The 25,767-nt window shown below is 59.6% G+C and carries 18 protein-coding genes, 1 tRNA gene and 1 other RNA gene; 3 read left to right on the forward strand and 17 right to left on the reverse strand.

The window, feature by feature from the left end; all coding sequences use genetic code 11:
- Nucleotides 1–477: 477 nt before the first annotated feature.
- The 11 genes from OGM60_09900 to tadA all read right to left on the reverse strand — a co-directional run bounded on the left by OGM60_09900 (nucleotide 478) and on the right by tadA (nucleotide 16,685).
- Nucleotides 478–1,176 carry a hypothetical protein gene (locus OGM60_09900; protein UYI99181.1) on the reverse strand — a complete coding sequence of 233 codons (699 nt, stop codon included), beginning with the start codon at nucleotides 1,174–1,176 and terminating at the stop codon, nucleotides 478–480.
- A 2-nt stretch (nucleotides 1,177–1,178) separates the two neighbouring features.
- On the reverse strand, nucleotides 1,179–1,748 hold the full coding sequence (locus tag OGM60_09905; protein ID UYI99182.1) for a hypothetical protein: 570 nt from the start codon (nucleotides 1,746–1,748) through the stop codon (nucleotides 1,179–1,181).
- Between the two features lies 1 nt (nucleotide 1,749).
- Nucleotides 1,750–7,209, reverse strand: coding sequence for a hypothetical protein (locus OGM60_09910; GenBank protein UYI99183.1), 5,460 nt, complete (start codon nucleotides 7,207–7,209; stop codon nucleotides 1,750–1,752).
- 3 nt (nucleotides 7,210–7,212) lie between these two features.
- Nucleotides 7,213–7,860: a hypothetical protein gene (locus tag OGM60_09915; GenBank protein UYI99184.1), complete on the reverse strand. Its 648-nt coding sequence runs from the start codon at nucleotides 7,858–7,860 to the stop codon at nucleotides 7,213–7,215.
- An 85-nt stretch (nucleotides 7,861–7,945) separates the two neighbouring features.
- On the reverse strand, nucleotides 7,946–8,650 hold the full coding sequence (locus OGM60_09920) for a SipW-dependent-type signal peptide-containing protein (protein UYI99185.1): 705 nt from the start codon (nucleotides 8,648–8,650) through the stop codon (nucleotides 7,946–7,948).
- A gap of 71 nt (nucleotides 8,651–8,721) precedes the next feature.
- Nucleotides 8,722–9,234: a signal peptidase I gene (locus OGM60_09925; GenBank protein ID UYI99186.1), complete on the reverse strand. Its 513-nt coding sequence runs from the start codon at nucleotides 9,232–9,234 to the stop codon at nucleotides 8,722–8,724.
- Nucleotides 9,235–9,958: 724 nt separating this feature from the next.
- Entirely contained in the window at nucleotides 9,959–10,510 is a 552-nt protein-coding gene (locus OGM60_09930; GenBank protein ID UYI99187.1) for a flavodoxin family protein, read from the reverse strand.
- Between the two features lie 127 nt (nucleotides 10,511–10,637).
- Nucleotides 10,638–12,497 carry an ABC transporter ATP-binding protein/permease gene (locus tag OGM60_09935; protein ID UYI99188.1) on the reverse strand — a complete coding sequence of 620 codons (1,860 nt, stop codon included), beginning with the start codon at nucleotides 12,495–12,497 and terminating at the stop codon, nucleotides 10,638–10,640.
- Nucleotides 12,498–14,354, reverse strand: a complete 1,857-nt coding sequence (locus tag OGM60_09940; GenBank protein ID UYI99189.1) for an ABC transporter ATP-binding protein/permease — start codon at nucleotides 14,352–14,354, stop codon at nucleotides 12,498–12,500. It abuts the gene before it with no gap.
- Between the two features lie 339 nt (nucleotides 14,355–14,693).
- Nucleotides 14,694–14,789, reverse strand: an RNA gene (gene ffs, locus OGM60_09945) — signal recognition particle sRNA small type.
- Between the two features lie 120 nt (nucleotides 14,790–14,909).
- Nucleotides 14,910–16,685: a tRNA adenosine(34) deaminase TadA gene (gene tadA, locus OGM60_09950; protein UYI99190.1), complete on the reverse strand. Its 1,776-nt coding sequence runs from the start codon at nucleotides 16,683–16,685 to the stop codon at nucleotides 14,910–14,912.
- A 51-nt stretch (nucleotides 16,686–16,736) separates the two neighbouring features.
- Between tadA and OGM60_09955 the strand changes: the two genes are divergently transcribed.
- Nucleotides 16,737–16,826: transfer RNA gene (locus tag OGM60_09955), tRNA-Ser, on the forward strand.
- Nucleotides 16,827–16,828: 2 nt separating this feature from the next.
- On the opposite strand, the gene OGM60_09960 is transcribed toward OGM60_09955, so the two are convergent.
- On the reverse strand, nucleotides 16,829–17,413 hold the full coding sequence (locus tag OGM60_09960) for a TetR/AcrR family transcriptional regulator (protein UYI99191.1): 585 nt from the start codon (nucleotides 17,411–17,413) through the stop codon (nucleotides 16,829–16,831).
- A 211-nt stretch (nucleotides 17,414–17,624) separates the two neighbouring features.
- Here OGM60_09960 and OGM60_09965 point away from each other — a divergent pair, with 211 nt between their 5' ends.
- Nucleotides 17,625–18,176, forward strand: a complete 552-nt coding sequence (locus OGM60_09965) for a LemA family protein (GenBank protein ID UYI99192.1) — start codon at nucleotides 17,625–17,627, stop codon at nucleotides 18,174–18,176.
- A 300-nt stretch (nucleotides 18,177–18,476) separates the two neighbouring features.
- Here OGM60_09965 and OGM60_09970 read toward each other — a convergent pair whose 3' ends face one another.
- Both OGM60_09970 and OGM60_09975 read right to left on the reverse strand, forming a co-directional pair.
- Nucleotides 18,477–19,529: a branched-chain amino acid aminotransferase gene (locus OGM60_09970; protein ID UYI99193.1), complete on the reverse strand. Its 1,053-nt coding sequence runs from the start codon at nucleotides 19,527–19,529 to the stop codon at nucleotides 18,477–18,479.
- Between the two features lie 289 nt (nucleotides 19,530–19,818).
- A complete protein-coding gene (locus OGM60_09975; GenBank protein UYI99194.1) occupies nucleotides 19,819–20,466 on the reverse strand; it encodes a VTT domain-containing protein in 648 nt (215 codons plus the stop codon).
- 224 nt (nucleotides 20,467–20,690) lie between these two features.
- Here OGM60_09975 and cysE point away from each other — a divergent pair, with 224 nt between their 5' ends.
- Nucleotides 20,691–21,395: a serine O-acetyltransferase gene (cysE, locus tag OGM60_09980; GenBank protein ID UYI99195.1), complete on the forward strand. Its 705-nt coding sequence runs from the start codon at nucleotides 20,691–20,693 to the stop codon at nucleotides 21,393–21,395.
- 111 nt (nucleotides 21,396–21,506) lie between these two features.
- Here cysE and OGM60_09985 read toward each other — a convergent pair whose 3' ends face one another.
- Genes OGM60_09985 through OGM60_09995 form a run of 3 tightly spaced genes read right to left on the reverse strand, consistent with a single transcriptional unit; the run spans nucleotide 21,507 to nucleotide 25,736 of the window.
- A complete protein-coding gene (locus tag OGM60_09985) occupies nucleotides 21,507–23,510 on the reverse strand; it encodes an ABC transporter ATP-binding protein/permease (protein UYI99196.1) in 2,004 nt (667 codons plus the stop codon).
- A gap of 1 nt (nucleotide 23,511) precedes the next feature.
- On the reverse strand, nucleotides 23,512–25,236 hold the full coding sequence (locus tag OGM60_09990; GenBank protein ID UYI99197.1) for an ABC transporter ATP-binding protein/permease: 1,725 nt from the start codon (nucleotides 25,234–25,236) through the stop codon (nucleotides 23,512–23,514).
- Nucleotides 25,236–25,736 carry a MarR family winged helix-turn-helix transcriptional regulator gene (locus OGM60_09995; protein UYI99198.1) on the reverse strand — a complete coding sequence of 167 codons (501 nt, stop codon included), beginning with the start codon at nucleotides 25,734–25,736 and terminating at the stop codon, nucleotides 25,236–25,238. Before OGM60_09995 ends, OGM60_09990 begins: the two co-directional genes overlap by 1 nt.
- Nucleotides 25,737–25,767 lie beyond the last annotated feature (31 nt).

The raw sequence follows: 25,767 nt of genomic DNA on the forward strand, positions 1-25,767 counted from the left end.
TTTGTATTCGGAAAGTGTATCCCGGAATCTGCCTTCGGAATGGGACGCAGTTTCCACTTGAGGGCCTGTCGGGAAAGCGCATCCCACTTCAAGAGTAAATTCCGGGTCGCACTTTCCGCTAAGGCTCTCAAGCGGAAAGTGCATCCCATTCCAAGCCTTAATTCCGGGACGTAGTTTCCGGACAAGACATCAAACGGAAAGTGGGGACCACTCTGAGCGCCGATTCTGGGACACACTTTCCGAAACCCCGCCCATCCGGAAAGCCCGTCCCACTCCGAATACATCCAGGCATAAAATCATCAGCTTATTAGGCCTTCTATCAATAAAGAGACACCCTCCCGGGCGGCGGGCACGAAGTTCATCGCGAGTTCCGCACGCAAAGAAGGCCACTTAATGTGGCCTTCGTCTTGCGCAGGACTGTAGAGCAGGGAACTTCGTGCCCGCCGCCCGGGAGGGCGTTGCGTTTAGAAGATGGACCTAGCGCTTGTTCCTCCGGGACAAAAGAAGCGCGGCTATAAAAGCGATGATGGCAAGCGCCAGCAACACCAAAAGCAAAGCGAGCGTGTTGTCGCCCGTTGCCGCCAGACCAAGCAAGCCGGGCTTCTTGCTGCCAGCAGGTTGTACGGGGATCTTCTCGCCATCGTCTTCGGCGGTGATTTCCCAGCGAATTGCCTTGTTTGCGTCGGCAAGCTCGTTGCCCACCGACGTCGGGACACTTAGTTGCAAATTGAGTACCGTGCTGCCATCGCTCGTAAACGTTGCGACCTGCGTGGGATAGGCAAACACGCTGCCCGGCGTTCCCGTCTGGAGCCAACCGGCAGACGCATCGGCCGCCGACGCCGTTAGGGTAATGGGCGACAGCAGATGTGCCGTCTCGTGATCGACAACAGCCCGCACAAACACACGTACCTGGGACTTTACACCCGTGGCACGAACCCCAATCTGTTGCTCGCGTACATCGCCGGGCATTAGATCTTTAAAGGCTGGAAACAGATCGGGCTCCCCCGAGGAGTCCGTCGCTCCCGATACCGTTAGCTGGCGTGCATTTCCGTCATAGGCAATCGTGGGAATGTCAGCAAACGCACGTGCAGGAACGGCGAGCGCGATAAGGCAGACGATTGCCGCCATCACGCAATGCAAGAAACACGCAACGTCTTTACGAATCGGAGAGGCCATACTTACGCACCTCCATGCGGCGGCACCAGCACGCCATCCTTGACTGCACAGCCCCATGCCTCTGCAGCTGCATCGCCGGGCGTGGATTGAATTGCCTGGGTCGAAATGTCAACGACCAGGTTCTTCCCATCTGCCTTCTGCTCAGTCACGCTCTTGATGAGCACATCGGTTTTGCCCATCGGAGCAACGGGAGACGTCCAGTAGTAGTACCCGTCGGACGCGACAACCCAAGACGAGGCGGTGTTAGAAGCAGATGCCTTGGACACACTGCCCCACGCAATGACGTAGTCGGTGCCGGCAACTGGTTCATCCCACAGGCGCGCGCCATTCTGGTCCTGCCAGTAGATATCCACCGCAACACGCAGGTATGCCGGGGCCGAGCCGTTGTTTGTAATCATGACGTTGCTCTTCACATTGCCATCGAGCTTCTCATCTACCGAGGGCGCCACCGAACCAAAACCAAACTCGTTGACCAGCACGCCCGTAACCGAAAGCCACGCAAAGGTACCGGCAGCGCCAGCCAACAGGAGAACGCCAACAAGGAGGGCGACGATTTGCTTGCGCTTAGTCATCCTAGTCCTCCTTCTTCAGCGTGCCGTTTTTCCAAACATTCTTGGCACGCGAGCCACCATCGACCCATTTGTCATTCGCGCGCGTGTTGACGCACGTCACCACGGTGTCGCCCGCACTCGAGGCAGACGAGATGATGAGCTCGGCAGATTTGCCGGGCGCCTTGCCCGGCGTACTCAGTTCACCCTCGTAGCGCCATGCCCAAGCCGTGTCTTCCTCGACGGTATAGGTGCCCGCCGGAGCAGCAAATTGCACGCTGCCGACATACCAGACCTCACCGTTTTCGTCGCGCTGCTCGCTAACTTTCACCTCGACCATGCGCGTCTCGGCAGGAGAACCCTCCGACGCCTTTCGCGTTACCTTAAAGCGGAACGTTTGCCCCATTGCGCTGGCGTCGGTAGTCTTTTTAACGATCGTCAGCGCATGATTCTGGGTAAATTTGAACACGGCATTACCGGGACCTTGCTCGCCTTCGCCTGTCTTCTTGGACTCCAGGCGGTTGACCAGGTCGAACGAGCCGCCACCCGAACCCAGACTGTAGAGCGAGACAAACTTGCCGTTCACAGGCTTTTCCGCCGCAGAAACGCCCTCTGCACCAGGGCCGTAGCTTGCCTGCGTTACCGTAACAGTCAGTTGCGTCCCCATAAACGGCTTGGCAAAGCAGACCTTAAACGGCGCATTGTCGGCACTGTCACCGACGGTGTTGGCCGCGGCGGGATCGAGCAGCCACTTAAGCTGCGCGGTCATAGTTACGGGGCTCGCGGGATCAGACGTATCGTTGGCAACCACGCGATACGTCACAGGATACAGGTCCATGTCACCCTTGACTGGCTCGCCCTTGAACTCATCCCAAGACTTTGCAGTGCCATCGGCACCCACATATCGCCACTCCAAGAAGAGCTCGCGCTTATCGCCATTGGCAGCAGCCTGTTCATCGAGCAGCGCGACGATCTTGGAGTGGGCGTCCGGGTCGTACGCCACGGATTTTTGCTCCATCACAGGATTGCCGCTCTCGTCCATTTTGGGAACATCGACCGTGTAGACAAAGCCAGGCTTACCGTCCTGCGCGCGCTCGTCGCCCGAGTCGACCGTCGCCGTAAAGATGACCGCCCCGTCGACGCTGTGATAGCGCACCTTATACGGCGTGACCTTGTACACCGCGGTATACGTCGCGCCCTTAAAGGGTTCACTACCCTCGAGGGGATACTTATCGTCTTCGGTCATCAGAGTGTATTTACTATCGGATTCATAGTCACGCGACCAGCCGACAAAGTCGTACTTGGTGCCATCCTTGTCGACAACCTCAGCTGTAGCTCTTACTTCCAGCGAAATTTGATCGCCAGAGTCGGTGCGCGAAAGAGAACGCACGGCATAGGGATCATCCAGATTAGCATCGATATTCGATTGGACAATTACCGCGCTGGCACGGTAGACCGGGTACAGCTCCATGGGGGCGTTGACCACCGTGTTTTTAGTCACCATGGAAACGCCGTCCGACCAAACGACATAACCGCTGCTAGGCTCTGGCTTATTATCCGTCCAACCTACGAAGGCGTTGTATGCGCCCGTTGCAGCATCGATGTCTCCAATGTTATACGTTGGCAGCGGCATGCCATCTTTAAGGTCACCGAGCTTATCGCCCTCTTGGGCAAGCTTGCCGTCAACGTCGGAGTCGTTGAGATGATACACCACCGCAATGGGCGTGTAGTAGGCCACAAACGTATAGGGCTTTCCGGGCTCCACGGGATAGGAATAGGCATTGCCGCCCTCGCCCGTCGGCTCAAGTTTCTTTACTGTTCCGTCGGAAAGCTCGATCTCGAGCTTCTTAAGCTGATAGGCGCCACCAGTACCGTCGGCATACACCGTCGTCGTAATGTCGGGGCTCACCGTAGCCACCACAGACCCGTCGTCTTGCGTGGTCAGCGTGGGCTTGATATCCCAGTTGGGTACGTTAACCCCATTAGTTCCGTCAAAGCCCTTGCGGTGCAGGTTGGTGGTGTAGCTAACGTCGTACTTTATGTACACGGGATAGGCATCCTGCCACTGGGTAACCTTGGACGCGTTGGTCGCCAAGTACGGCGTCGCTTTTTCCGGATCACTTGTCACATAGGGGTCACCGGCAACATCATAGATATAGTTCCAGACGTCAGAATCCTTCTGGACCTCGGCGGTCGAAATCCAACCAAGGAACTTATAGCCATCCACGGCCATGTCGGCATCGGTCGGAGAGGCTTCAAGCGTCAGATTGGGATTGACGTCGCCCTTCTTTCCGCCCTCGGGCTTATCGTTTACCGTCTGATTGGTATGGATAAACGGATATTTATAGGTGTAGGTGCTATCGGAGCCCAGCAGCAACGGGGCCTCATAGCGTCGCGTGACACTCTTAACCGAGGCACCGCCCTTGCCATAAAAGCTGACGCTTGTCGTCACCATGGCGCGCATGTAATACTCCGAATCGATGCCAATCTCGCTCTGAACGGGGTTGCCCACGCAGGTCCAGTATCCGCCTTGACGCTCGAGGGTCCAGAAATTTAAGCGGTATCGCTCGCTCGCCGGCCTAAAGTAAAACTTCAGCGCTCCTGCGACCCACTCGTCATCCAGCGTGCCCGAACCCGGGAAATCCGTATCGGCAATGACATTTTTTCGGGTATCCGCACCTGTATCGTTTTTGACCGTATGCGAATACGCCTTCAAAGGCGCCACGATGAGTGTCTCTGCCCCAAAGCGCCCCTCATTGCATTCGTCCTTATAGTTTTCCTTCAGTCCGTGATAGACGTGCTCGGGATCCCAGTGCACGATATTCTCCCGCACGTAGCTCGATCCGACCTGCTCGTTGAACGAGGTTTGGTACCCGTTCCACACAGAGCAGAGGAGTCTGGATTCCTTATAGGCATCGTTCGTCATAGACTTGACGTAATAATCCACGCGGTACTCAAAGCGCGCGGTATAGGTATGCGGAACGGTCAGGTCCACATTGTCGGGAAGCGTGTAACTGGGGTCGCGGCTTACGCGCACCTCGACCTCGGACCCATCGGCAGTCTGCTTGTTTTCGTACCAGCCCAGGAAGCGGTAGCCGTCAGGCAACGCGCCCCCATCGGACAAGGGCTTATTGTCTACACCGCGCACCTGCACTGTATAGACACTGGCGCCATCCTCGGAAGTCTGGACATCGACATGGGTGTTGCCCACGCCGACACGCTGGGTCTTATCTTCAAGCTCATCCTGTTCATTGCCCTCGAACACTGTCATGATGTTCGAGACGTAGTCACTGTACACCGGATAGAAGTCGGTCGGGCCAAGCACGGTAATCTCGGTACCGGCAGGATAGAACGCGCCGGCATTTTTTAGCTCGGCGAGCTGGGTCGAGGTAATGGCCGCATAGCCGCCGTTCATCCCAGCCTCGTCACTCGGCTGCGTCGTCCAGCCGATAAAGGTGGCACTGGCAGACAGAGTACCGCGGTCCGCAGGGGCAGCCGGCTTTAAACCGACACCATAGCGATACCAATCCGTCGACTTGTCGTGCGCGGCGCCACTCTTACAATCAAGCGTCTCGCCCTTAACGTTATAGAACAGCACCTGCGCCTCGTACGAAGCGATAAACAGGTCGTTGCCCTTAAAACCGTCGGCCCCCTTGGCATTATCGGCGGTATAGGTTGACGTTTTCTCGTGCGCCTCGCTCTTCTGGACCTGCTTGCCGGCAGCCACCGCAGGGTCATCGGTCTTGCCGTTAAACCAGCTGTTGTCATGATCGATGCGGTTCACTTTAACCCCGGGCTCGCGGAACCAGCCCATAAAACGGTAGCCGCCGTTCTCCTTGGTCAGGCCATCAGGCTTTGCGGAGGTATCCTGCTTAAACGTTACCGATGTATCGCCCTGGGCCAAACCCTGAGCCGTTCCCGCCAGCACGGCGCTCACGGCAAAGGCATACGGATCCGAGGTCGCCTGATCAATACCGAGTTTGGTTGCCGTAATTGTCGCGGTGCCCGCACCGGGAAAATCGATCGTCGCCTTAACGCTTTGGCCATGCACGGGAATTTTCAGCTTGTAATCCATCGCCCACTCATTGGGGTGCGGGGCACCCAGGGCCTTGTCGTTAGCGGTCGAGCGCATGGTGCCGGCACAGAAGTCGTAGTCGTGCTCTTCCCACAGCTCGCGCGTGGTGTAGCGTTCGTCATCCCACGGACCATAGCCATCGCCCTTAGTGGTGCCGTCGCCACCAAACGAGGGGATTTTCTTTTTGGCAGGGTTGCCCTGGCTGTTGCCAGAAAGGCTCACACTCGGCTTAAAGTAGCACTCGGTGACCGTGGCATCATCCTTGTTGGCACGCGCGGCAATGCCGCCCAGGTTCACATCGTTTTGAATGATGGGGATCACGGCGATGGGATTGTACTGGCGCGAACTCAAATCGCCCGCAAAATGGCTGCGGACGAGCTCGTTGCCCTCGGCGGTCAAAATTCGGCCCGCCAGGCCGCCTGTCCACGCACGCGTCACGGCGACGACGCCCACATATGACGCGGCATAGCTGTAGCACTGCGCCGTCGAGAAGCAGTCGATAATCTTGGCCTCGCCCGCCATGCAGCCCACAAAACCCGAGGCGTACACGTTGTTGCCGCCCAGGGCGCCAATAGCCACGTCGTACTTATTGGTGACGTCGGTCATGCCCTTCTCGGCAATCGAGCCGTCGTCCTTACGCGTCGGCGTCACGCGGCAGTACTCGATAGTCGAGTACTTAACGTAGCCGGCAAACGCCGCCATATACAGACCCTCACCGCCGAGCGCCTGCACGCCCGAGGTCGTATTGTTGACGGCACGGCCGCCACGGACCTCGCAGTTGTAGAGGGTGCAGCCGTCGAGCTCGCCGGCGATGAGACCGCCCTCAAAGCCTGCGTTGGTAATGAGGTTGAGAGCATTGTTGGCGCAGGTCACGTGCAGCGTGCTCTCCATGACCATAACGTTTTCGAAGCGCGTATTGACGGCCTTGCCCACGATAATGCCACCGCGGAAGTCCGCCCACACGTTGGCGTCCTTGACCAGGAAGTTTTTGATGGTGGCACCGTTGGTCTCGGCAAAAAATCCCGTATCGCGCTCGGGGTCAAAAGCGTCTTTATCGTAGTTCAGGCCCTCAACGGTGTGGTTTTGACCATCGAACACGCCCTTAAACGGATGCTCCTTGTTGCCAAACGACAGATGCTTAACGGTGTGCGAGACAATGGTCTTCATGTCGTCATCATTAAGCACGATATCGTTATCGAGATAAACGTGCCAGCCGGACGTATCGCGCTCGCGCGACAGCGCCACGTACACCAAAAAGTCAGCCTCGTTTTTGATGTGGAATTCGGTTTTGGCCTCGGGCACATCCTCGGCATGCACCGCCGTCGGCAGCGCCATAACGCAGCAAAGGGCAATCGCCGCGACGGCAACTAGCCTGCTAAGCACGCCCCGGTTCATGTTCTTGATCTTCATAGGCTAGTTCGCCTCCGGCCAGCCCGCGACGTCAAGCACGTCGAGGACGGTATCGCTTTCCTGCTGGTTTTTGGCCTGCACGGCCTGCACATCGATATCGAGCCTGAAGGAGCCGCCGCGCGCGGCATCGTGGTAGTCGTCCACAAAGCGCAGCGAGTCCATGAGGCTTTCCGTCATGGCGCCGGGGTCGAGCGTGCCGCCACGCCCGGCCAATCCACGGTAGTAGTACCACCCATCGCCGCCATCGATCCACGGGGACCCCTCGCCCGCGTCCACATGAAACGCAACGTTGCCCGAGGCATCCGCGCACGAGCCGTCGGGTGCCACTGACGTCATGTGCAGACGCGCGCGAACGTACTCAGGCTGCGTGCCGACGTTCTCCACGCGCACAATGCGGCTGATGTCAGAACCCCCGGCCTTGGTGTCGGGATAGTCCCCGTGCTCGTTGGGCTCAAACGGAATCTCCTCGCCCTGCTCGTTGAGGGTGTATTCGCAGACTCGTACCTTCACGCTGCCAAACGATAGAACGTTGTTCGCCGGAACCATATCAACGGTAAAAGCCAGCGTGCCGCACAGGCACGCCAGGGCCAACAGCGCCATCGCGGCAAGCGCCAAGGTGCGTTTCTGATTGTCGGAAAGATTGTTGAGCATTACGTTCGCCAGTCGTCGATAGGGGGGACCGAGATCCCGGCCCGAATATAGGGGTGGGGGCGGGCCGGGATCTCAGTGGGGGGGGTTACTTCTTGGATTCTGCCCAAGTCTTAGCCTGAGCAACGGCGTTGGCGGCCGGAGTGGTCTCCTCGCCCTTCTGATCGGCGCCGAAGATGTAAGCAGAGACCGTCATCTTGGGGTTCTCAGCAACCATGGAGCCATCCAGGGTGCTGGGGAACACGACCTTGCTAAACAGCTCGCCGGTGTAGACATCCGCGGCAGCATCCTTAGCGCTCAGGACAGCAGGGCCGTTCGTGGAACCTTTAGCGTACATGAACAGACCGCTCAGATACTTTCCGCCGGCAGAGGTGGTCACTTGACCGTCAACCGGCTTCCAGTTGTTGTTGAGTGCGAAGTACGGGATGTTCTCGTGAGCGGTGCCTTCCTTGACCATGGCGTTCTTCACATAGATGAACACGTAGGCGTCGTCGGAACCCTTCTTGATGCCAACGTTGGGGTTCTTGTCGGTGGTGGTGCCAGGAACGATCTTGGAGTTTTCAACCCACTTGGTCTCGAACAGGTAGGCTTTGCCGTCATTCGTTTGGTCGCCGGGCTTCTCGGGATCAGTCGGATCAGGTTTTTTGTCCGTAGGGCCAAAGCTGCCGACCGTAAACACGTTCTCCAGGCTCTGCGTAGCCGTCAGCCATGCATAGGTGCCAACGCCGGCGGCCAGCACCAACAGCAGCAGGGCGGCAATGATGCCGTAGCGCTTTTTCTTCTTGTTTTCCATCGTTCTCTTCCTTTCGAGAATCGTCTTCCCCGGCAACGGCCCCCTACCGCCGCCGACGCTTTTCCCTGCCGCTATGAACGCCGCTCCCTCGCATGCACGCGGGCATGCTTGCCCGCAGGCTCGTCGGGAACCATCCGATCGAGCACTATCGACGCCGTGATCAGCAGCGCCAGAACGGCCACCACAACAAGCAAACCAGGCATCGTCGTGCAATATGCGTTGACGAAGCCCAGGTAAGGGACACAAAAAGAAACAGTGCCGATAACACTCGAAAAAGGCGTCTGCTCGGCATCGTGCATGATGGTTCCATCTGCATTTTTGTTTGCGATTCCCTGCGTGCTAATCGTCTGCGCCACAGGGTCGATCTCGTACACCTGGTGCGTCACCACGGCGCCGTCCGATCGGTAAAAGGTTGCATTGTCGCCCACGGCAATATCCGTTGGCTCAACCTGGCGGACAAACACCATGGAGCCAACGGGAAGCTCGGGTTCCATAGAGCCCGAAAGCACAGCAAAGGGCGTGTATCCAAATGCGCGAGGCACAAAAGAAACAACGGCAAGGGCTATGACAAGCGCGAACGCCAAGCTACTCAAAAGTGCAATAAATCATTTGAGTCTACGCGCCGTCAAAGTGATAATTCACACCCCTTGAGGACCTATTCGACCCATCCAAAGGTCAGCAAGTTTCAACAGGAACCGCAAGGCGCTTGAAAAGTGAGTCCGAAATAAGCCAATTTGGAATCTTTTCGTAATAAAAACATAGCGATGTGCTACACATTTTTCAATGTTTTATCGCTAAATGCTACTTATTTTGGCGTAAGTGGTCATTTATCCCCAAATTAGTCTGTTTTATCCAATACTTATAACTAACCCCCTACGCAACTTCCCCATAGAAGGTTCGATTTTTTTGCGAAACTAAAATAATGGTACCCCCCCACATTAAAACAAACTACTGGAAGTGTCATTTATTTCCGACCCCTCCTTTGCCGGAGTTTTATGACAGCCCCATGTAGTTCGCAGCCCATAACCCTCTGAAAACCGTGTCCCAGCATTCGCTTGCGAAATGGGATGCGGTTGCCACAGAGCCCCCAACGGGAAACCGCATCCCATTCCAAAGGCGGGACGCAGCTTCCGCAACCCCACCCATCCGGAAATCCCATCCCACTCCGCACACATCCGGGCATAGAACAATCAGCTTACTAGGCCTTCCATCAATAAAGGGGCGCCCTCGTGTCATGAAAAAAAGCCTCGAGAACTTCGAGGCTTTCACATTTGTATTGTTTTGCACGAAGGACCGCGAACGGCGAAGCTACTCTCCCAGCACGGCCTTCTTGGCGGCTGCAGCCATGTTGTCCAGGTCTTCCTTGGTGGGATGGTCCTTCGCGGCAACCCAGTTGTCGAGCAGCATCTTAAATCGGGCGTTTTCGGGATCTTGCTCGAGCATGGTCTCGTAGCGCTGCTTTACGGCAGGGCCCATCTTGCCCTGGCACATCGCCCAGCCCGCAAGCTCGGCATCCCCAGCCAAATTGGAAGTTACGCGATCAATAATCTGCTGGTAATAGCTCTGGTCGGCGCCAAAGCCGCAGGTGCCAAACAGGAAGACGCGCTTGCCGTGCAAGGCGGAAAGCAACGCCGCGACCGAAGGCGTGCACGCGCCCTTGTCGCACCAAAAACCGACGAGCACCGTGTCGGCCGCGCAGGCGCCCTGCGCCTCGAGCGCAACCTGATCTGCATCCGCATCGTCGCTCAACGCCGCGGCATGGACAAACTCAACACCCGCAGCCTGCAGAGCGCGCTTGATCGCGCCCGATACCATCCTGGTATTACCGCTCTTGCTGTTAACCACCAAAGAGCACGTCATAGTCACGTTGCCTCGTTTCCCCCAAAACTAAAGCCACTAATGCAATTTATTAGATGAATATCTTAGTACTTACGTGACAGATGTAAACCACCGTCTGTCGATTGATTCATTTGCCCCACGGCCGTGCTCACTGGGCAAACTGGCTGCGGTAGAGTTCGGCGTAGAAGCCGCCTGCCGCTATCAGCTCATCGTGCATGCCGCGCTCGACAATCTCGCCGTCGCGCATCACCAGAATGCAGTCGGCGTTGCGGATAGTGCTCAGGCGGTGCGCCACGACAAAGCTTGTGCGACCTGCCATGAGCTCATCGAATGCCGCCTGCACCTGTAGCTCGGTGCGGGTATCGATGCTCGAGGTCGCCTCGTCCAGCAGCAAGATAGCCGGGTCGGTGAGCATGACGCGCGCGATGCACAGCAGCTGCTTTTGGCCCTGGCTAAACGTTCCGCCGTCCTCGCCGATCACCGTATCGTAGCCGCCTGGCAGCTGCACGATAAACTTATGCGCGTGCGCGCGCTTGGCTGCCTCGATAACCTGCTCGCGCGTGGCATCCGGGCAACCGTACGCGATGTTGTCCGCCACCGTGCCCTCGAACAGCCAAGTGTCCTGCAGCACCATGCCAAAGGCACGGCGCAGACTCGAGCGCGTGTAGTCGCGCGACGAGCGACCGTCCACCAGGATACGCCCGGCGTCGATATCGTAGAAGCGCAGCAGCAGGTTGATGAGCGTCGTCTTGCCGCAGCCCGTGGGACCGACCAGGGCAAAGCGCATGCCGGGCTTGGCCTCGATGCAGATATCCTGCAGCAGCTTGCGGTCGTGAACGTAGCTAAAGTCCACATGCTCAAAGGTGACCTCGCCCTGCGGGGCGACAAGCTCCACGGCATCCGCCGCATCGGGCTCCTGCTCGCGAGCGTCGAGCAGCGCAAACATGCGACGCGCCGAGGCATACGCCGTCTGGATCTGCGTAATGACATTGGTGACCTCGTTGAACGGCTTGGTGTACTGGTTGGCATAGGACAGGAAAATCTGCACGCCGCCCACCGTAAGCGCCGCCGGCACGCCCGTGATCACGCCCACGCAGCCGATCACAGCGACCACGGCATAGATGATGTTATTGATAAAGCGCGTGCCGGGGTTGGAGAGCGAACCCATAAACTGCGCGCGCTCACCCGCGGTGTAGAGCTCAGCATTGAGGGCATCGAAGCGCTGCTGAGCGTGCGCGCCGTAGGCGAAGGCGTCCACGAGCTTTTGCTCACCCACATACTCCTCGATATGGCCACCGAGCTGGCCCTGAATGCGCTGCTGTGCCGTGAAGCTCTTGTTGGAGAGCTTGGCAATGGCGCCGGCGGCAAAGATGGAAAGCGGCGTGACGAGCACCACCACGAGCGTCATGGTCAGGTTAATGGAGAGCATAAACGCAAGCGTGCCCACGATGGTGATAACGCCGGTGAAGAGCTGCGTGAAGCCCTGCAGCAGACCGTCGCCCACCTGATCGACGTCGTTGACCACGCGGCTCATAAGGTCGCCGTGGGCGTGGCTGTCGATAAAGCTGAGCGGCATGCGGCTGAGCTTGTCGCTCGCCTCCACCCGCATGTCGCGCACCGTCTCGTAGGACAGGCGGTTGACGCAATAGCCCTGCAACCACTGGAAGGCCGCGGCTCCCACCACAACGAACGCGAGTTTGGTGACGAGCGGCAGCAGTGCATCGAAATCCACCTGGCTCGCGGCAACAATCAGGTCGATGCCCTCGCCAATGAGAATAGGTGTGTAGAGCTGCAAGATAACGGAGATGGCGGCACTCGCAAACGACGCCGCAAACGAGACGCGGTGCGGGCGAACATAACCCATCAGGCGGCGGGTCACCGCGCCCACGGGATAGCGCTCAGGGTCGCCGGGCTGGCGTGGGCCGTCACCCAGGTCGTTGAGCTTATCGTTGCCGGACACATTGGCCGTCATCGTGGCGACCGAACCGGAAGAAGTGTACGGATTCATTTAGCAGCCCTCCTTTGCGCGGGCGGATGCGGAGGCGATTGAGGCGGACGCGGGCGTCGTACTCCCCTGCCGGCCCTCGAGCTCCTCGCGGCGCAGCTGCGACTGGCAGATCTCGCGATAGAGCTGACAAGTCGCGTACAGCCCATCGTGTGTGCCCAGGCCCGCGACCGATCCGTGGTCGAGTACGCAGATTATGTCGGCATCGCGAACGGTCGAGACGCGTTGGCTCACGATGACCGTGGTCAGCGGCAGCCCGCCCTCGGCGGCACCGCGCACGCTTCGTTCGCGAATGGCATGGCGAAGCGCCGCGTCGGTCTTAAAGTCGAGCGCCGAGGCAGAATCGTCCATAATCAGAACCTGCGGCGAACCCACCAAGGCACGCGCGATAGTCAACCGCTGGCGCTGGCCACCGCTAAAGTTCTTTCCGCCCGCCTCGACCGGGGCATCTAAGCCCTGGGGCTTGTTGTGTACGAACTCGCTTGCCTGCGCCATATCGAGCGCCGCCCAGAGCTCGTCGTCGGTCGCGGCTTCATCGCGCCAGTTCAGGTTGCTGCGAATAGTGCCGCTCACCAGCGACGCACGCTGCGGAACGGTCGCGACCGCATGGCGCAGTTGGTCGAGTGGCCAAGCGCGCACGTCGGCGCCCATCACGCACACGCTGCCGGTGCTCGCGTCGTACAGGCGCGGGATAAGCGAGACGAGTGTGGACTTACCACTGCCCGTACCGCCAATAATGCCGAGCGTCTTGCCCAGCGGGAGCTCCAGGGTCACATCGTTGACGGCATTTGCCGCGCCCGCGCCAAACGAAAAACTCGCATGGCCAAAGCTCACCGCGGAGACTGGAGCAGCACCACCCGCCAGTTCGCCCGGCTCGGGCAGCGCGACCAGCTCGTTGCCCCCGTCCGTGATGCTCGGTTCACAATTGAGCACCTCGTTGATACGCGACGCGCTGGCGCTCGCCTTGGTAAAGACCACGACCAGGTTGGCAACGTACACGATGGAGGTAAGGGTCTGCGTCATGTAGTTCACAAACGCCATGACCTGGCCCTGCGTGAGCTCGCCCACGTTGACCTGGATGCCGCCCACCCACAGGATGGCGCACACGCCTAGGTTCATCACCAAAAACGTGACGGGGTTGAGAATCGACGAGAGCTTGCCCACCGCGATGGCAGTATTGGCCTGGTCGTCGGCGGCCTGGGCAAAGCGCTCGCGCTCGTGATCTTCGCGCACAAACGCGCGGACCACGCGGGCGCCCGAAAGCCCCTCGCGGCAAATGAGCGCAATGCGGTCGAGCTTTGCCTGCAGCTGCTTGTAGTACGGGATACAGCGCGCCATGACAAACCAAAACACCAAGCCAATGGCGGGCGTGCAAATCAAAAAGATCATGCCGAGCTTAAGGTCGATGGCAAGGGCCGCGCACATAGAGCCCACCGCCAAGAAGGGCCAGCGGATGAGCATGCGCACGCCCAGCGCCACGGCAAGCTGCACCTGGTTGACGTCGTTGGTGATGCGGGTGATAAGCGAGGGCGTGCCAAAGCGGTCGAGCTCGGCATAGCTCAGCTTATTGATGTGCTCGTAGAGCGCGCCGCGAATGTCGGTGCCCATGCCCTGCGAGGTGAGCGCCGCCATCTTTTGGCAGACGAGCGTAAACGAAATGCCGATCACAGCCATGGCGCCAAGCAGCATACCGTAGTGGACGACGGCGTTGACATCGTGTACGCCAATACCCTTATCGATCATCTGGGCAATCACGAGCGGCGTAAGCAGGTCAAAGATCACTTCGATCAGCTTGCACGCAGGGCCAATCACCATATAGCGGCGAAACTTGCCACCAAAACGCCTGAGCAGCTCAATCATGTATAGGCGCTCCCTATCATCATCTCTCTTCAATCTGATTCATGATAGTACGGAGAGCCCTGGAGATGCGTAAGCAACTCGTTACAGATGTAAGGGCGACGTTCGCTAGCGCCCAAGGCATGTAGCAGCCGATGTTTTGGCAACGCCAGCGAGCGGCATAACGCCAGGGATTCAATTATCAGATAAATGTGACCCTTCAGGCGGTTTTGGTCGGCTACCCGCGAGTGCCGGCAGGGCGCTTGGTAGTCGCGCGATCCCGCAGGCGAAGCCGAGGACCAGCGAGACACCAAGCGCCCTGCCGGCACTCGCGGGTAGCCGCGGCACCAAAAAGCGCCTGCGCACTCGATGGATTCGGATGCCCGACAGAGGCTCCTTATGGCTGCTTCCTTCCGGACCTGACCAGATTCGGAACATGTCGTCATCCGAACCCATCGAACGCGCTAGGCGCTCGGTATATCTTACCCGCTCTCGCTCGCCACGGCAAGATAGCTAGTTTGGGACAGGGCTTTTTTGACTACTTTTTGGCTATCCAAGCTAAACCGAACGATCATTTTACTAGAGTCGGCCGAGGTCGTAGGATCGGGCGGCGGATTCACCGGCGCAGATGAGGTTGGTTATGGCTTCCTGGGAATCGAGCGCCAGCTCAAGGCCCATGGGTCTGCGACAGACTGGCAAAACCAGGTCGATGCCCTGCCCATACACCGCATCCAGGTTGTCAGCACGACCGCCCACGACAGCGGCTACCGACTTGCCATATCGCTTGGCGCGACGCGCCACGCCCACCGGTGCCTTACCGGCGGCGGATTGCTCGTCCATATTGCCCTCGCCTGTAATGACCAGGTCGACATCACGCACGCGCTCATCAAACCCCACGAGATCGAGCACCGTCTCAACGCCCGAACGCAACTCCGCCCCGAGCGCCAGCAGCGCGGCACCCAGGCCGCCAGCAGCACCGGCACCGGGCACGCCGAGCACCGAGCCAAATGTCCGTGCACCCTCGGGCACGCGCAACAACCCCTGAGCCCGCGCCCCGGTAATCGCTGCATCGAGCAGGCGGCCGTAGCCGACCATCCAGCTGTCGTACCTGCTCAGCACCTCGGCATCACCCGTCGGCAGACCCTTCTGCCCGCCAAACACCGCCAGTGCGCCTCGACGCCCCACGAGCGGATTCTCGACATCGGAAAGCACGATGATACGCGCGCCATTCAGCGCCCGAAGCGCCGGTGCCAAATCGATACTCGTCACGTGTTCAAGGCCCGCGAGACCGGGGGCGATATTGCAGCCACACTCATCGACAAGGTGGGCGCCCAGCGCCTGCAGCATGCCGGCGCCACCGTCGTTGGTGGCACTGCCGCCCAGACCAATATAGATAGTCTTTGCACCCGCGCGAAGCGCACGAAGCATCAGTTCGCCCACGCCATAGGTTGTGGCCGCCAACGCCGCCGACTCCGTGCAAGGTGAATACCCAATACCCGCCGCCTCGGCCATCTCGATGACCGCGGACTCGTGCTCGCCGTCCACCAGCATCCGGGCAGACACGCGGTCGCCCAAGGGACCTGCAACCTCGCAGGTTGAAAGCTCGCCACCGCGTGCGGCGATGGCGTCGAGCGTTCCCTCGCCACCATCTGCCAGCGGCAAAGCGCCCAGCTCGGCATCGGGCCACACACGGCGCACGCCTTCGGCAACGGCCTCCTCCGCCTGCGCACTCGACACGCTGCCCTTGAAGGAGTCGATCGCCAGCAGCACACGGCGGGGCCGCCGCTGCACGGGGCCAAAGTCGACCGTCTCGTCGGTGAGATCTCCAACACCCGCGAGCGCCTCGGCGTGAGACGCATGCGCCTCAAGGTTCAAACCGCAACCGACGCCGTCGACACCGCGCAGGCCAGCAAAATAGCTGCTCAGCACTTCACGGCACTCGCCTGCCAGCACGCCGGCGGTCACATTAAACCGATGGTTCAGGCGCGAATCGGCATTGAGGTCGTACAGCGAACCCAGCGCGCCCGCCTTGGCATCGGTCGCGCCATACGCGCAACGCCCCACGCGCGCGTTAACCATAAGCCCCGCGCACATACAGCAGGGCTCGAGCGTCACGTAGACCGTGCAATCGGAAAGGCGCCAGCGTCCAAGCGTCTGAGCGGCGGCACACAGGGCCAAAAATTCGGCATGCGCCGAAGGATCCTGGTCGAGCTCGCGGCGATTATGCGCCCTCGCGACAATCTCGCCCGCGCGCACTACCACGGCACCAATCGGTACCTCGCCCACCGCAGCGGCGGCGCGCGCCTCCGCCAGCGCCTCGCGCATGAACTTCTCGTCGATTTCGGTGATCGTCATCGTTCGCCTTCCCTGTTGCAAATTCAAAACGATGCTATCATTACGACTCACGGAGAGATGGCAGAGCGGTTGAATGCGGCGGTCTTGAAAACCGTTGAGCGCGAGAGCGTTCCGGGGGTTCGAATCCCCCTCTCTCCGCCACCTTAGTGATTCACCGGCGTCATGGTGCGCTCAAACAGCGCATCGACCACGTCGGCTATCTCGGGTCGACGCTCAAGATCGTGACCCGACTCCCACCAATTTGTGAACAGTCGAATAATGCCACCGGCGATAAACTCCGATGTCGTCTCGAGCGAAACGGGCGCCAGGGCATCTTCGGCAAGCGAGCTCATCACACGCTCGCGGATGGAACGCGCAATGCGGTCGCAAATCATGCCGGTCAGCATGCCCGACATGCTGCTGGCCAAAAGGTTATCCATGAGCTGCTCATGCGCCAGAATCATATTCATGGCATCGTCAAAGACCTCATGGCGAAGCGCCCGTACGTCATCAAGCGGCTCCGCGTCCGCTGCATCGGTCCGGTTTTGCGGCAAGCCCGTCATAAGCTCATCGATATAGAAGGCAAAGTAATCGTTTTTATCGCGAAAATGCTTATAGAACGTCGTGCGGCGAATCAGGGCCCGGTCGCAAAGCATGGCAACCGTCAAATCCTCAAACCGATGCTCTTCCAAGAGCTCGGTAAAAGCATCGAACAGGGCACGATAGGTTTTCTTGATGCGAAGGTCCATCCATATCGCCATCCTCAAGGTGTAGACAGCATTCCTTAATTTGTCGCATATCTTACACCTGTACCACCCGTTCCATATTGGCGGCCCCTCCTTGGCGGAAACATAACGCTTACCGGAAAGTTCGGTATCGCCAAAGGTTGCGGGTATACTAGTAGCGTTACACCAACGGCAGCCGGCGCAAAACGCCGCTGCCATTCGAAACGGAGACATCATGCTTCCCGTCATCATCGGTATCGTTGTTGTCGTTGTGATCGCCAGCGCCATCGCCGGCATCTACAACAACATGGTCACCAAGCGCAATCGCATCGATAATGCCTGGCAGAACATCGACACGCAGCTGCAGCGCCGCAACGACCTGATCCCTAACCTGGTCGAGACCGTCAAGGGCTACGCCAAGCACGAGCAGGACACGCTCGCCGCCGTAGTCAACGCGCGCAACGCCGCCGTGAGCGCCACCACCCCCGAGGCCAAGATGGAAGCGGACAACGTGCTGACCGGTGCGCTGCGCCAGCTCTTTGCCGTCGCCGAGGCCTACCCCGACCTTAAGGCAAATACCAACTTTACGCAGCTCCAGTCCACGCTCGAGGACACCGAGAACAAGGTGAGCTACGCGCGCCAGAGCTACAACGATTGCGTGCTCAGCTACAACAACGCCATCCAGACGTTCCCGGCTGTTATCTTTGCCGGCATCTTCCAGTTTAAGGAGCGCCAGGGCTTCGAGGCAGCTGAAGCCACCCGCCAGGCACCGACCGTCAAGTTCTAACAATCACGGCCGAGTCTTAAGCCAGTTCATCAGCCCTTTGGGGCCCAAGGCACAAACCTTGGGCCCTTTTCTTATCCACGCACAACGCGCGGCCAAAAGGCCGCGCACCATCTTCCCTACAGCCCAGTAACCTCCTGGCAAGGAATGCAGAGCACTCGACCGAGGCGGACCGGCCTATCTCCCGGCGCATTCCACAGGACGAAAGAACCTCCGCCGCACGTAGTGCGCAGCGGGGGTTCTTTCATGTCCGAGGACGCACCGGAAAGGAAGGTTGCCCTCGGGCCGGACAGCTAAGACTGCTTATGCGACGGTGTAAACCCAGTTGTGCTTATCCTCGACAGCACCGGACTGGATACCGGTCAGGGTCTCGCGAAGCTTCTTCATCGCGGGGCCGATCTCGGTGCAGCCAGCCGGGAAGGTCACGGTCTCATCGGCACCGTAGACCTTGTTGTCGATCTCGCCCACCGGGGAGATGACGGCAGCGGTGCCGCACAGGCCGCACTCCACAAAGGTGCCGGCCTTGACCTCGGCCCACTCGACGGGACGCTGGTCGACGGTCATGCCCAAATCCTCGGCAACCTGAACGAGCGAGCGACGGGTGATGGAGGGCAGGATGGAGTCGGTGTGCGACTGAGGAACGACGAGGGTGCCGTCCTCCTTCACGAACAGAACGTTCGCGCCACCGGTCTCCTCGACATAGGTGCGGGACTCGGAGTCGAGATACAGGTTCTCGGCATAACCCTCGCGATGGGCCTCCATCGTGGGCTTGAGGGACATGGCGTAGTTGAGGCCGGCCTTGATATTGCCGGTGCCATGCGGGGCCGCGCGGTCATACTCGGAAACGCGCAGCTTAACGGGCTTAAGGCCGCCCTTAAAGTACGGACCGACCGGGGTCACGAGAATGCGGAACGTGTACTCAGGAGCGGGAGCCACGCCGATCACGTCACCGGAGCCGATCATAAACGGACGCACGTACAGGGTCGCACCGGAGCCGAAGGGCGGAACCCAGGCGGCGTTGGCAGAAACGACCTGCTTAACGGCCTCAACGAACTTGTCCTTGGGGAACGGGGGCATCTCGAGGCGCTGGGCAGAGTTATACATGCGCTCGGCGTTCATGTCGGGACGGAAGCAGACGATGCTGCCGTCCTCGGCGGTGTAGGCCTTCAGGCCCTCAAAGACCTCCTGGCAATAATGGAAGATGCCGCCGCACTCGGAGACATGCAAGGTGTGGTCGGTGGTCAGGCCGCCCTCGTCCCACTCGCCGTCCTTCCAATGAGCCTCGTAGCTGTAATCGGTCTTCATGTAGCCAAAGCCGAGGCTACCCCAATCGATATCCTTCTTCTCGACAGTCATATGTCGCTCCTTACATACACAGTTGCATACTCGCGAACTCGCACGCAAGGACCGAGGCCGACCGCGTCGCAACGTCGCACGCCCGGAGCGTAGAGCCGGACGGGACACGCGAACGGCATCAAAGCCGATGGCACGTCGATTCGCATGCACGAGATTGTACTCCCCGCACGCGTCTGATAAAACGCTTTTCTTTAACTAAGTAAAGTATTTTCATTTGCCTTCAACACAAAAGGCCCGCCATCGAATCCGATGACGGGCCTTGGAATTAACGTCCGAAAACAAGCTCGGACTAGGCGTTCTTTTTACCGAGCTTAGCCTTAACCAAACCGACCACGGTCGGAATAATCGACACGGCAACAATGCCCACGATCAGCAGCTCAAAGTGCTCCTGCACAAACGGAATGCCACCAAAGAAGTAGCCCAGCAGCGTAAAGACCGTCGACCAGGTAATGCCGCCCAGCACGTTAAAGATGACAAAGTTGCGCCAGTGCATACCGCCCATGCCGGCGATAAAAGGCACAAAGGTGCGGATGAACGGGAAGAAGCGACCGAGGAAGATGGCCAGATGGCCCCACTTATCCAGGAAATCCTCGGACTTTTTGATGCGCTCGGGCGTCATGGCCTTTACCTTGCCCGAGGCGATAATCTTTTTGCCAAAGAAGTGACCGATCATAAAGTTGCACTGATCGCCTAGGATGGCTGCGGCCCATGCGGTGGCCAGAAGCGCCACGATGTTAAAGCCGCCGTTATGGGCAAAGAAGCCCGAGGCGAACAGCAGTGAATCGCCCGGGAGAAACGGGAAGAACACCACGCCCGTCTCGATAAAGATGATCAGGAACACGCAGCCGTAGGCCATAAGCGGGCCGGCGGCGATCCAGCTGGCGATCGCGGTGCGTGGGTCCTTAAGCAACTCGGCGATAAAATTGATGAAACCCATGAAGTAAAACCTCTCAGTTGTGGGCGCGGACACGTCCAAGTTGACCAGTATACGGTTGCGGCGCCCCCTCGTGCGCAACCCCACAAAAGCATGACTCCATTACCAGCAAGTTTGCATAACTGACACCTGTCGCCCAAAGCAAAGCAAGATCGCCCTTCCTAATCCCTAGCGAATCGCTATACTTTATTGAATCGCATTGCCATGGCGCTAAGGGAGGGCGGCCGGTGAGCTTTATCAATACCATTCGCGAGGACATCAAGACCGTCCAGGCGCAGGACCCCGCCGCGCAAAACGGTCTAGTCATCTTCCTTTCCTATCCTGGCCTGCACGCCAAGTGGAACCACGTGCCCGAGCACTGGCTGTGGGAGCACGGTCATCGCTCACTCGCCCGTGTGCTCTCGCAAATCACCCGCCACATCACCGGCGTCGAGATTCACCCTGCCGCGCAGATCGGCAAGCATCTCTTTATCGACCACGCCATGGGCGTCGTCATCGGCGAAACCACCATCGTGGGCGACAACTGCGTGCTCTACCAGGGCGTCACGCTCGGCGGTACCGGCAACGAGACCGGCAAGCGCCACCCCACCCTGGGCAACAACGTCACCGTGGGCACGGGCGCCAAGGTGCTCGGCAACATTCGCATCGGCAACAACGTCAAGATCGGCGGCAACTCGGTTGTCGTTAAGGACGTGCCCGACAACTGCACCGTCGTTGGCGTGCCGGGACGCATCATCAAGCGTAACGGCTGCCGCGTGTTCGAGGAGAGCTTCGACGCCAAGCAGCATCGCGAGTACATGCCCGACGCCGCCGCCGAGCAGTCCGCGCTCAACCGTCAAGGCATCGCTGAGAACGCCCGCCGCGTCAAGGAACTCGAGCGAGAGGTGGCCGAGCTCAAGGCCCTCGTCGCCAAGCTCGTGGACGAGCGCTAGGGCCGCGGGCAACCGCCACAGCATTAACGCCAGCACAAAAGGCGCGCCAGGGAATCCGCCCCCGGCGCGCCTTCTTTTCGATGTGGCATGCGGGACTGCCCCTTTGTCACCTTATGCGAACTGGCTTAGGTAGAGGTCGGCATAGGCACCCTCGGCAGCCAGCAGCTCCTTATGCGTGCCTTGCTCGATAATGTTGCCGTGATCCATAACCAAGATCAGGTCGGCATCGACGATCGTCGACAGACGGTGCGCGATCACAAAGCTCGTGCGCCCGCGCATGAGCGCGTCCATGGCGCGGCCGATGGCGAGCTCGGTGCGCGTGTCCACGCTTGAGGTCGCCTCGTCCAGGATGAGAATCGCCGGATTGTTGAGCAGCACGCGCGCGATGGTCAGCAACTGACGTTGGCCTTGGCTGATGCTCTCGGCATCGTTAGCCACACGCGTGTCGTAGCCCTGCGGCATAGTGCGCACAAAGAAGTCGACCTGCGCGGCGCGCGCAGCCGCCACGATCTCGTCGCGCGTTGCCTCGGGGCAGCCGTAGGCGATGTTTTCGGCAATCGTGCCGTCGAACAGCCAGGCGTCCTGCAGCACCATGCCAAACTGCTGGCGCAGCTCGCCGCGGTCCATGCGGCTCGTATCCACGCCGTCGAGCGTAATGCGGCCGCCGTCGATCTCGTAAAAGCGCATAAGCAGGTTGATGAGCGTGGTCTTACCCGCACCCGTAGTTCCCACCACGGCGATCTTCTGGCCCGGCTCGGCGGCAAACGACACGTCGCGCATAAGAGGTTTGTCGGACGAATAACCAAAGCGCACGTGCTCAAAAGCGACGCGGCCCTCAACGCGGCCCGGCAGCTTGGCGGCCTCGTCCGACAGCGGATCGGCCTCCATCTCGGGCTCATCGAGCAGGTCGAACACGCGCTCCGCACTCGCTAACGCGCTCTGCAGCGAGTTGAAAGTAAACGACAGCTGCGTCATGGGTTCGGATGCCTCGTAGATAAACTGGAAGAACGCCTGGAACACGCCGACGGTCATGTGACCGGCGACCAGCATGCTGCAGCCCACCAGCGCGATCACGATCTGCGCCAAACGGCCGATAAAGCGCACCGCAGGACCGACGGCATTGATCATAAAGTCGGCCTTGGTACTCACGCGCGCCAGCTCCCTCGAGGCCTCATGCACTTCGGCAGAGCTCTGACGCTCGCGGTTAAACGCGCGAATCACCAGACGGCCCGAGTAGCCTTCCTCGACCGCACTCGTAATCTTGGACACCCACTCCTGGCGCTCGCCGGTCACGTCATGTGTGCGAGACGAGACCACTTTGGTCACCAGCAGCGACAACGCCGTAAAGAACAAAAAGACCAGCGTGAGCGGCACGCTAAACACGAACATCACGCCCACGGCGCCCACCACGGTGCCGATCGACACCAGCAACTGCAGCAGTCCGCGCTGCATGCTTTCGGACATCTTGTCCAAGTCGTTGGTCGCGCGGCTGACGACCTCGCCGGGACGATGCGCGTCATAATAGGCGAGCGGCAGACGGTTGAGCTTTTGAGCGATGCGGTTACGCAGACGCAGGTTGAGGCGTTCGGCCACGCTCGACATCAAAAAGCTCTGGAGCGCGTAGAACGAGGCGGCGGCCGTCCAGATCATAAAGTAGATGAAGATGGTCCTGCCGCAGTTCTCCCAGGTGATACTGAAGGTGGTGTCGTTGGCAAACGCCAGCTTCACGTGTCCCCACAGCTCATCGATGACGCGAGCGCTGTACGCCGGCGCCGCGGTGTTAAAGATGGCGTAGAACACGATGCTCGCGAACACGAGGTAGAAACGCCAGTGATCGCCGGCGGCCTCGCTCCACAGACGGCGCACCGTCGCCCAGGTGTCACTGGGTTTCTCGTCCTCGTCCTCGTCGCCCACATCGCGCATGCGCTCTGCCTCAGCACGGGCGCGCTCGTCCTCGGCGCGTTCGTTTTCCTCGTAGAGCGCTTGGCGGCGAGCCTCGCGTTCGGCTGCAGCCTTGGCGGCATCGTCCAGACCGGGCGCGACCGCCGTCTCCTCAGCCGTCCCTGCTGCCACGACGCCATCAACGACGCCCTGATTCTTGAGCTCCTCGGTCATGCTACTCACCTCCCTTCATCTGCGATTCCGCGATGGCGCGGTACACCTCGCAGGTCTCCATCAACTCGTCGTGCGTGCCCAAGCCCACGACCTCGCCATCCTTGAGCACCACGATCTGGTCGGCATGCAGAATGGTCGAGATACGCTGCGCGATGATGAGAACCGCGGCATCGCGCGTCTCGTCCTGCAGCGCATGGCGCAGGGCCGCGTCGGTCTTGAAGTCCAGGGCCGAAAAGCTATCGTCGAAGATATACAGATCAGCGTGCTTCATGAGCGCACGGGCGATGGCCAGACGCTGACGCTGGCCGCCCGAGAAGTTCGTACCGCCCTGCGCCACCGGGGTATCGAGCCCCTGCGGCTGATCGAGCACAAAGGTGCTCTGGGCAACCTGCAGCGCGTGAAGCATGTCGGCCTCGGTCGCATCCTCGTTGCCATAGCGCAGGTTGCTCGCCACCGTGCCCGAGAACAGCCAAGCCTTCTGCGGCACGTAGGCGATATGCCCGCGAATCTCGTCTTGCGAAAGGTCGCGCAGGTCAACACCATTGAGGCGAATGGCACCCTTCGTGGCATCGTGGAAACGCAACAAGAGCTTGGCCACCGTCGACTTGCCCGATCCCGTCGAGCCTACAATTGCCGTGGTCTGTCCGCGGCGGCAGGCAAAGCTCAGGTCGCACAGGGTGTCCTCGTCGGCGTCGTCAAAACGGAACGACATATGGTCGAACACGGCGACCGCGTCTGCTCCGTCCTTTGAGTCGGACGCGCCCGCGTTGAGCGTTCGCTCGCCATCGACGATGCTCGGCTCAATCTGGAGCACCTGTTGTGCACGGTTGAGGCACGCCGCGGCGCGCGGAAGCGTCAGAATCACCATCTGCGCCATCATCACAAAGAACAGGATCAGAATCGCGTATTCCAGCACGGCCGAGATGCTGCCGATTTGCATGGCGTGGACGCCTACGCGGTTGCCTCCCACCCACAGCACCGCCACCTCGGCGATGTTCATCAGAAAGAAGCTGGAGCTATCGAGGCCCACAAACAGGTGGTTGACTTTGATGGCATTGGCCGCGTAATCGCTAAACACCTCGTCCAGGCGCTGCTCCTCATGACGCTCCTTGTTAAACGCGCGGATGACGCGCACGCCCACGATGTTCTCGCGCAACACCACGTTCATACGGTCGATAAAACTCTGCAGGCGCATAAAAATCGGCGCTGCGTTGGCGACCGTAAAGACCGCCGCCACCAGCACAATCGCCACGACTGCGCCCAGCAGCGTACCCATGGCGGGATCGATATGCCAGGCGAAGATGATGCCCGCCACGGCCAAAAACGGCACCGGCAGCACCAGCTGAATCGTCTGCAGAATCGCCTGCTGGATCACGTTGATGTCGTTGAGCGATCGTGTGATCATCGAGCCGGTGCCAAAGCGCTCAAAGTCGCTGGCAGACAGCTCGAGCGACTTGTCGTAGACGGCGTTGCGGATGTCACAGGCCACGTTGGCTGCCAGGCGGGCCGAAAGATAGCAGCCCAGCACCGCGCCACCGCTGGCCATGCCGGTCGCGATAAGCATGTACAGGCCGTTGCGCAGGATGTAGTCGACATCACCCGTCGTGATGCCGGTATTGACCATATTCGCCAACATCGTAGGCACCAGCAGCGTGCCGACGTTATCTATCAGCAGCACAAACAGTGTCACCGCAATCAGCCCGCGATACGGCCTCATAAACCTCATTAAGAGTCGCACGTCTCCCCCTCTTCTTGTTTTTCCACTTGGCTCTCGGCGGCTATCTGCTGTTTAAACGCCTCGCACTCCTCGTTGAGCACGTGGGAAAACTTGCCGACCAGGCGCATAATCTCACGCTGTTCCCAGGGCTCGAGCGCGCCAAAGGCACGCTGCTCGGCTTTAACCGCCGGCAACGCATAGTGCTCGGCGAACCGCCGGCCCTCATCGGTCAAACAAACGACCTTATTCTTGCGGCTGCCTTCGGCGAATTCCAGCGTCGCAAGCCCTCGCGCCGTCAGGGTTTTAATTGCCGAGTTAATGGTCTGCTTGCTATAGAACCATTCGCTCGTGAGTCGGCTCACGGCAACATCTTCATCCGCCGTGCTGATATCGACGAGCATCCAATAGGCGCAATCCGAAAGGCCGCAGGCACGCGCGAACTCTGAATAAATACGGTCGAGCCCGTTGAGCATCCGGTCAAAATCGACCGACGTAACCGCGCAATCCATCTCTCCCACCATTCGATAGTCCGAATTTTGA

It is taken from the genome of Coriobacteriaceae bacterium (assembly GCA_025757745.1).
In the GTDB taxonomy this organism is placed as follows: Bacteria; Actinomycetota; Coriobacteriia; order Coriobacteriales; family Coriobacteriaceae; genus Collinsella.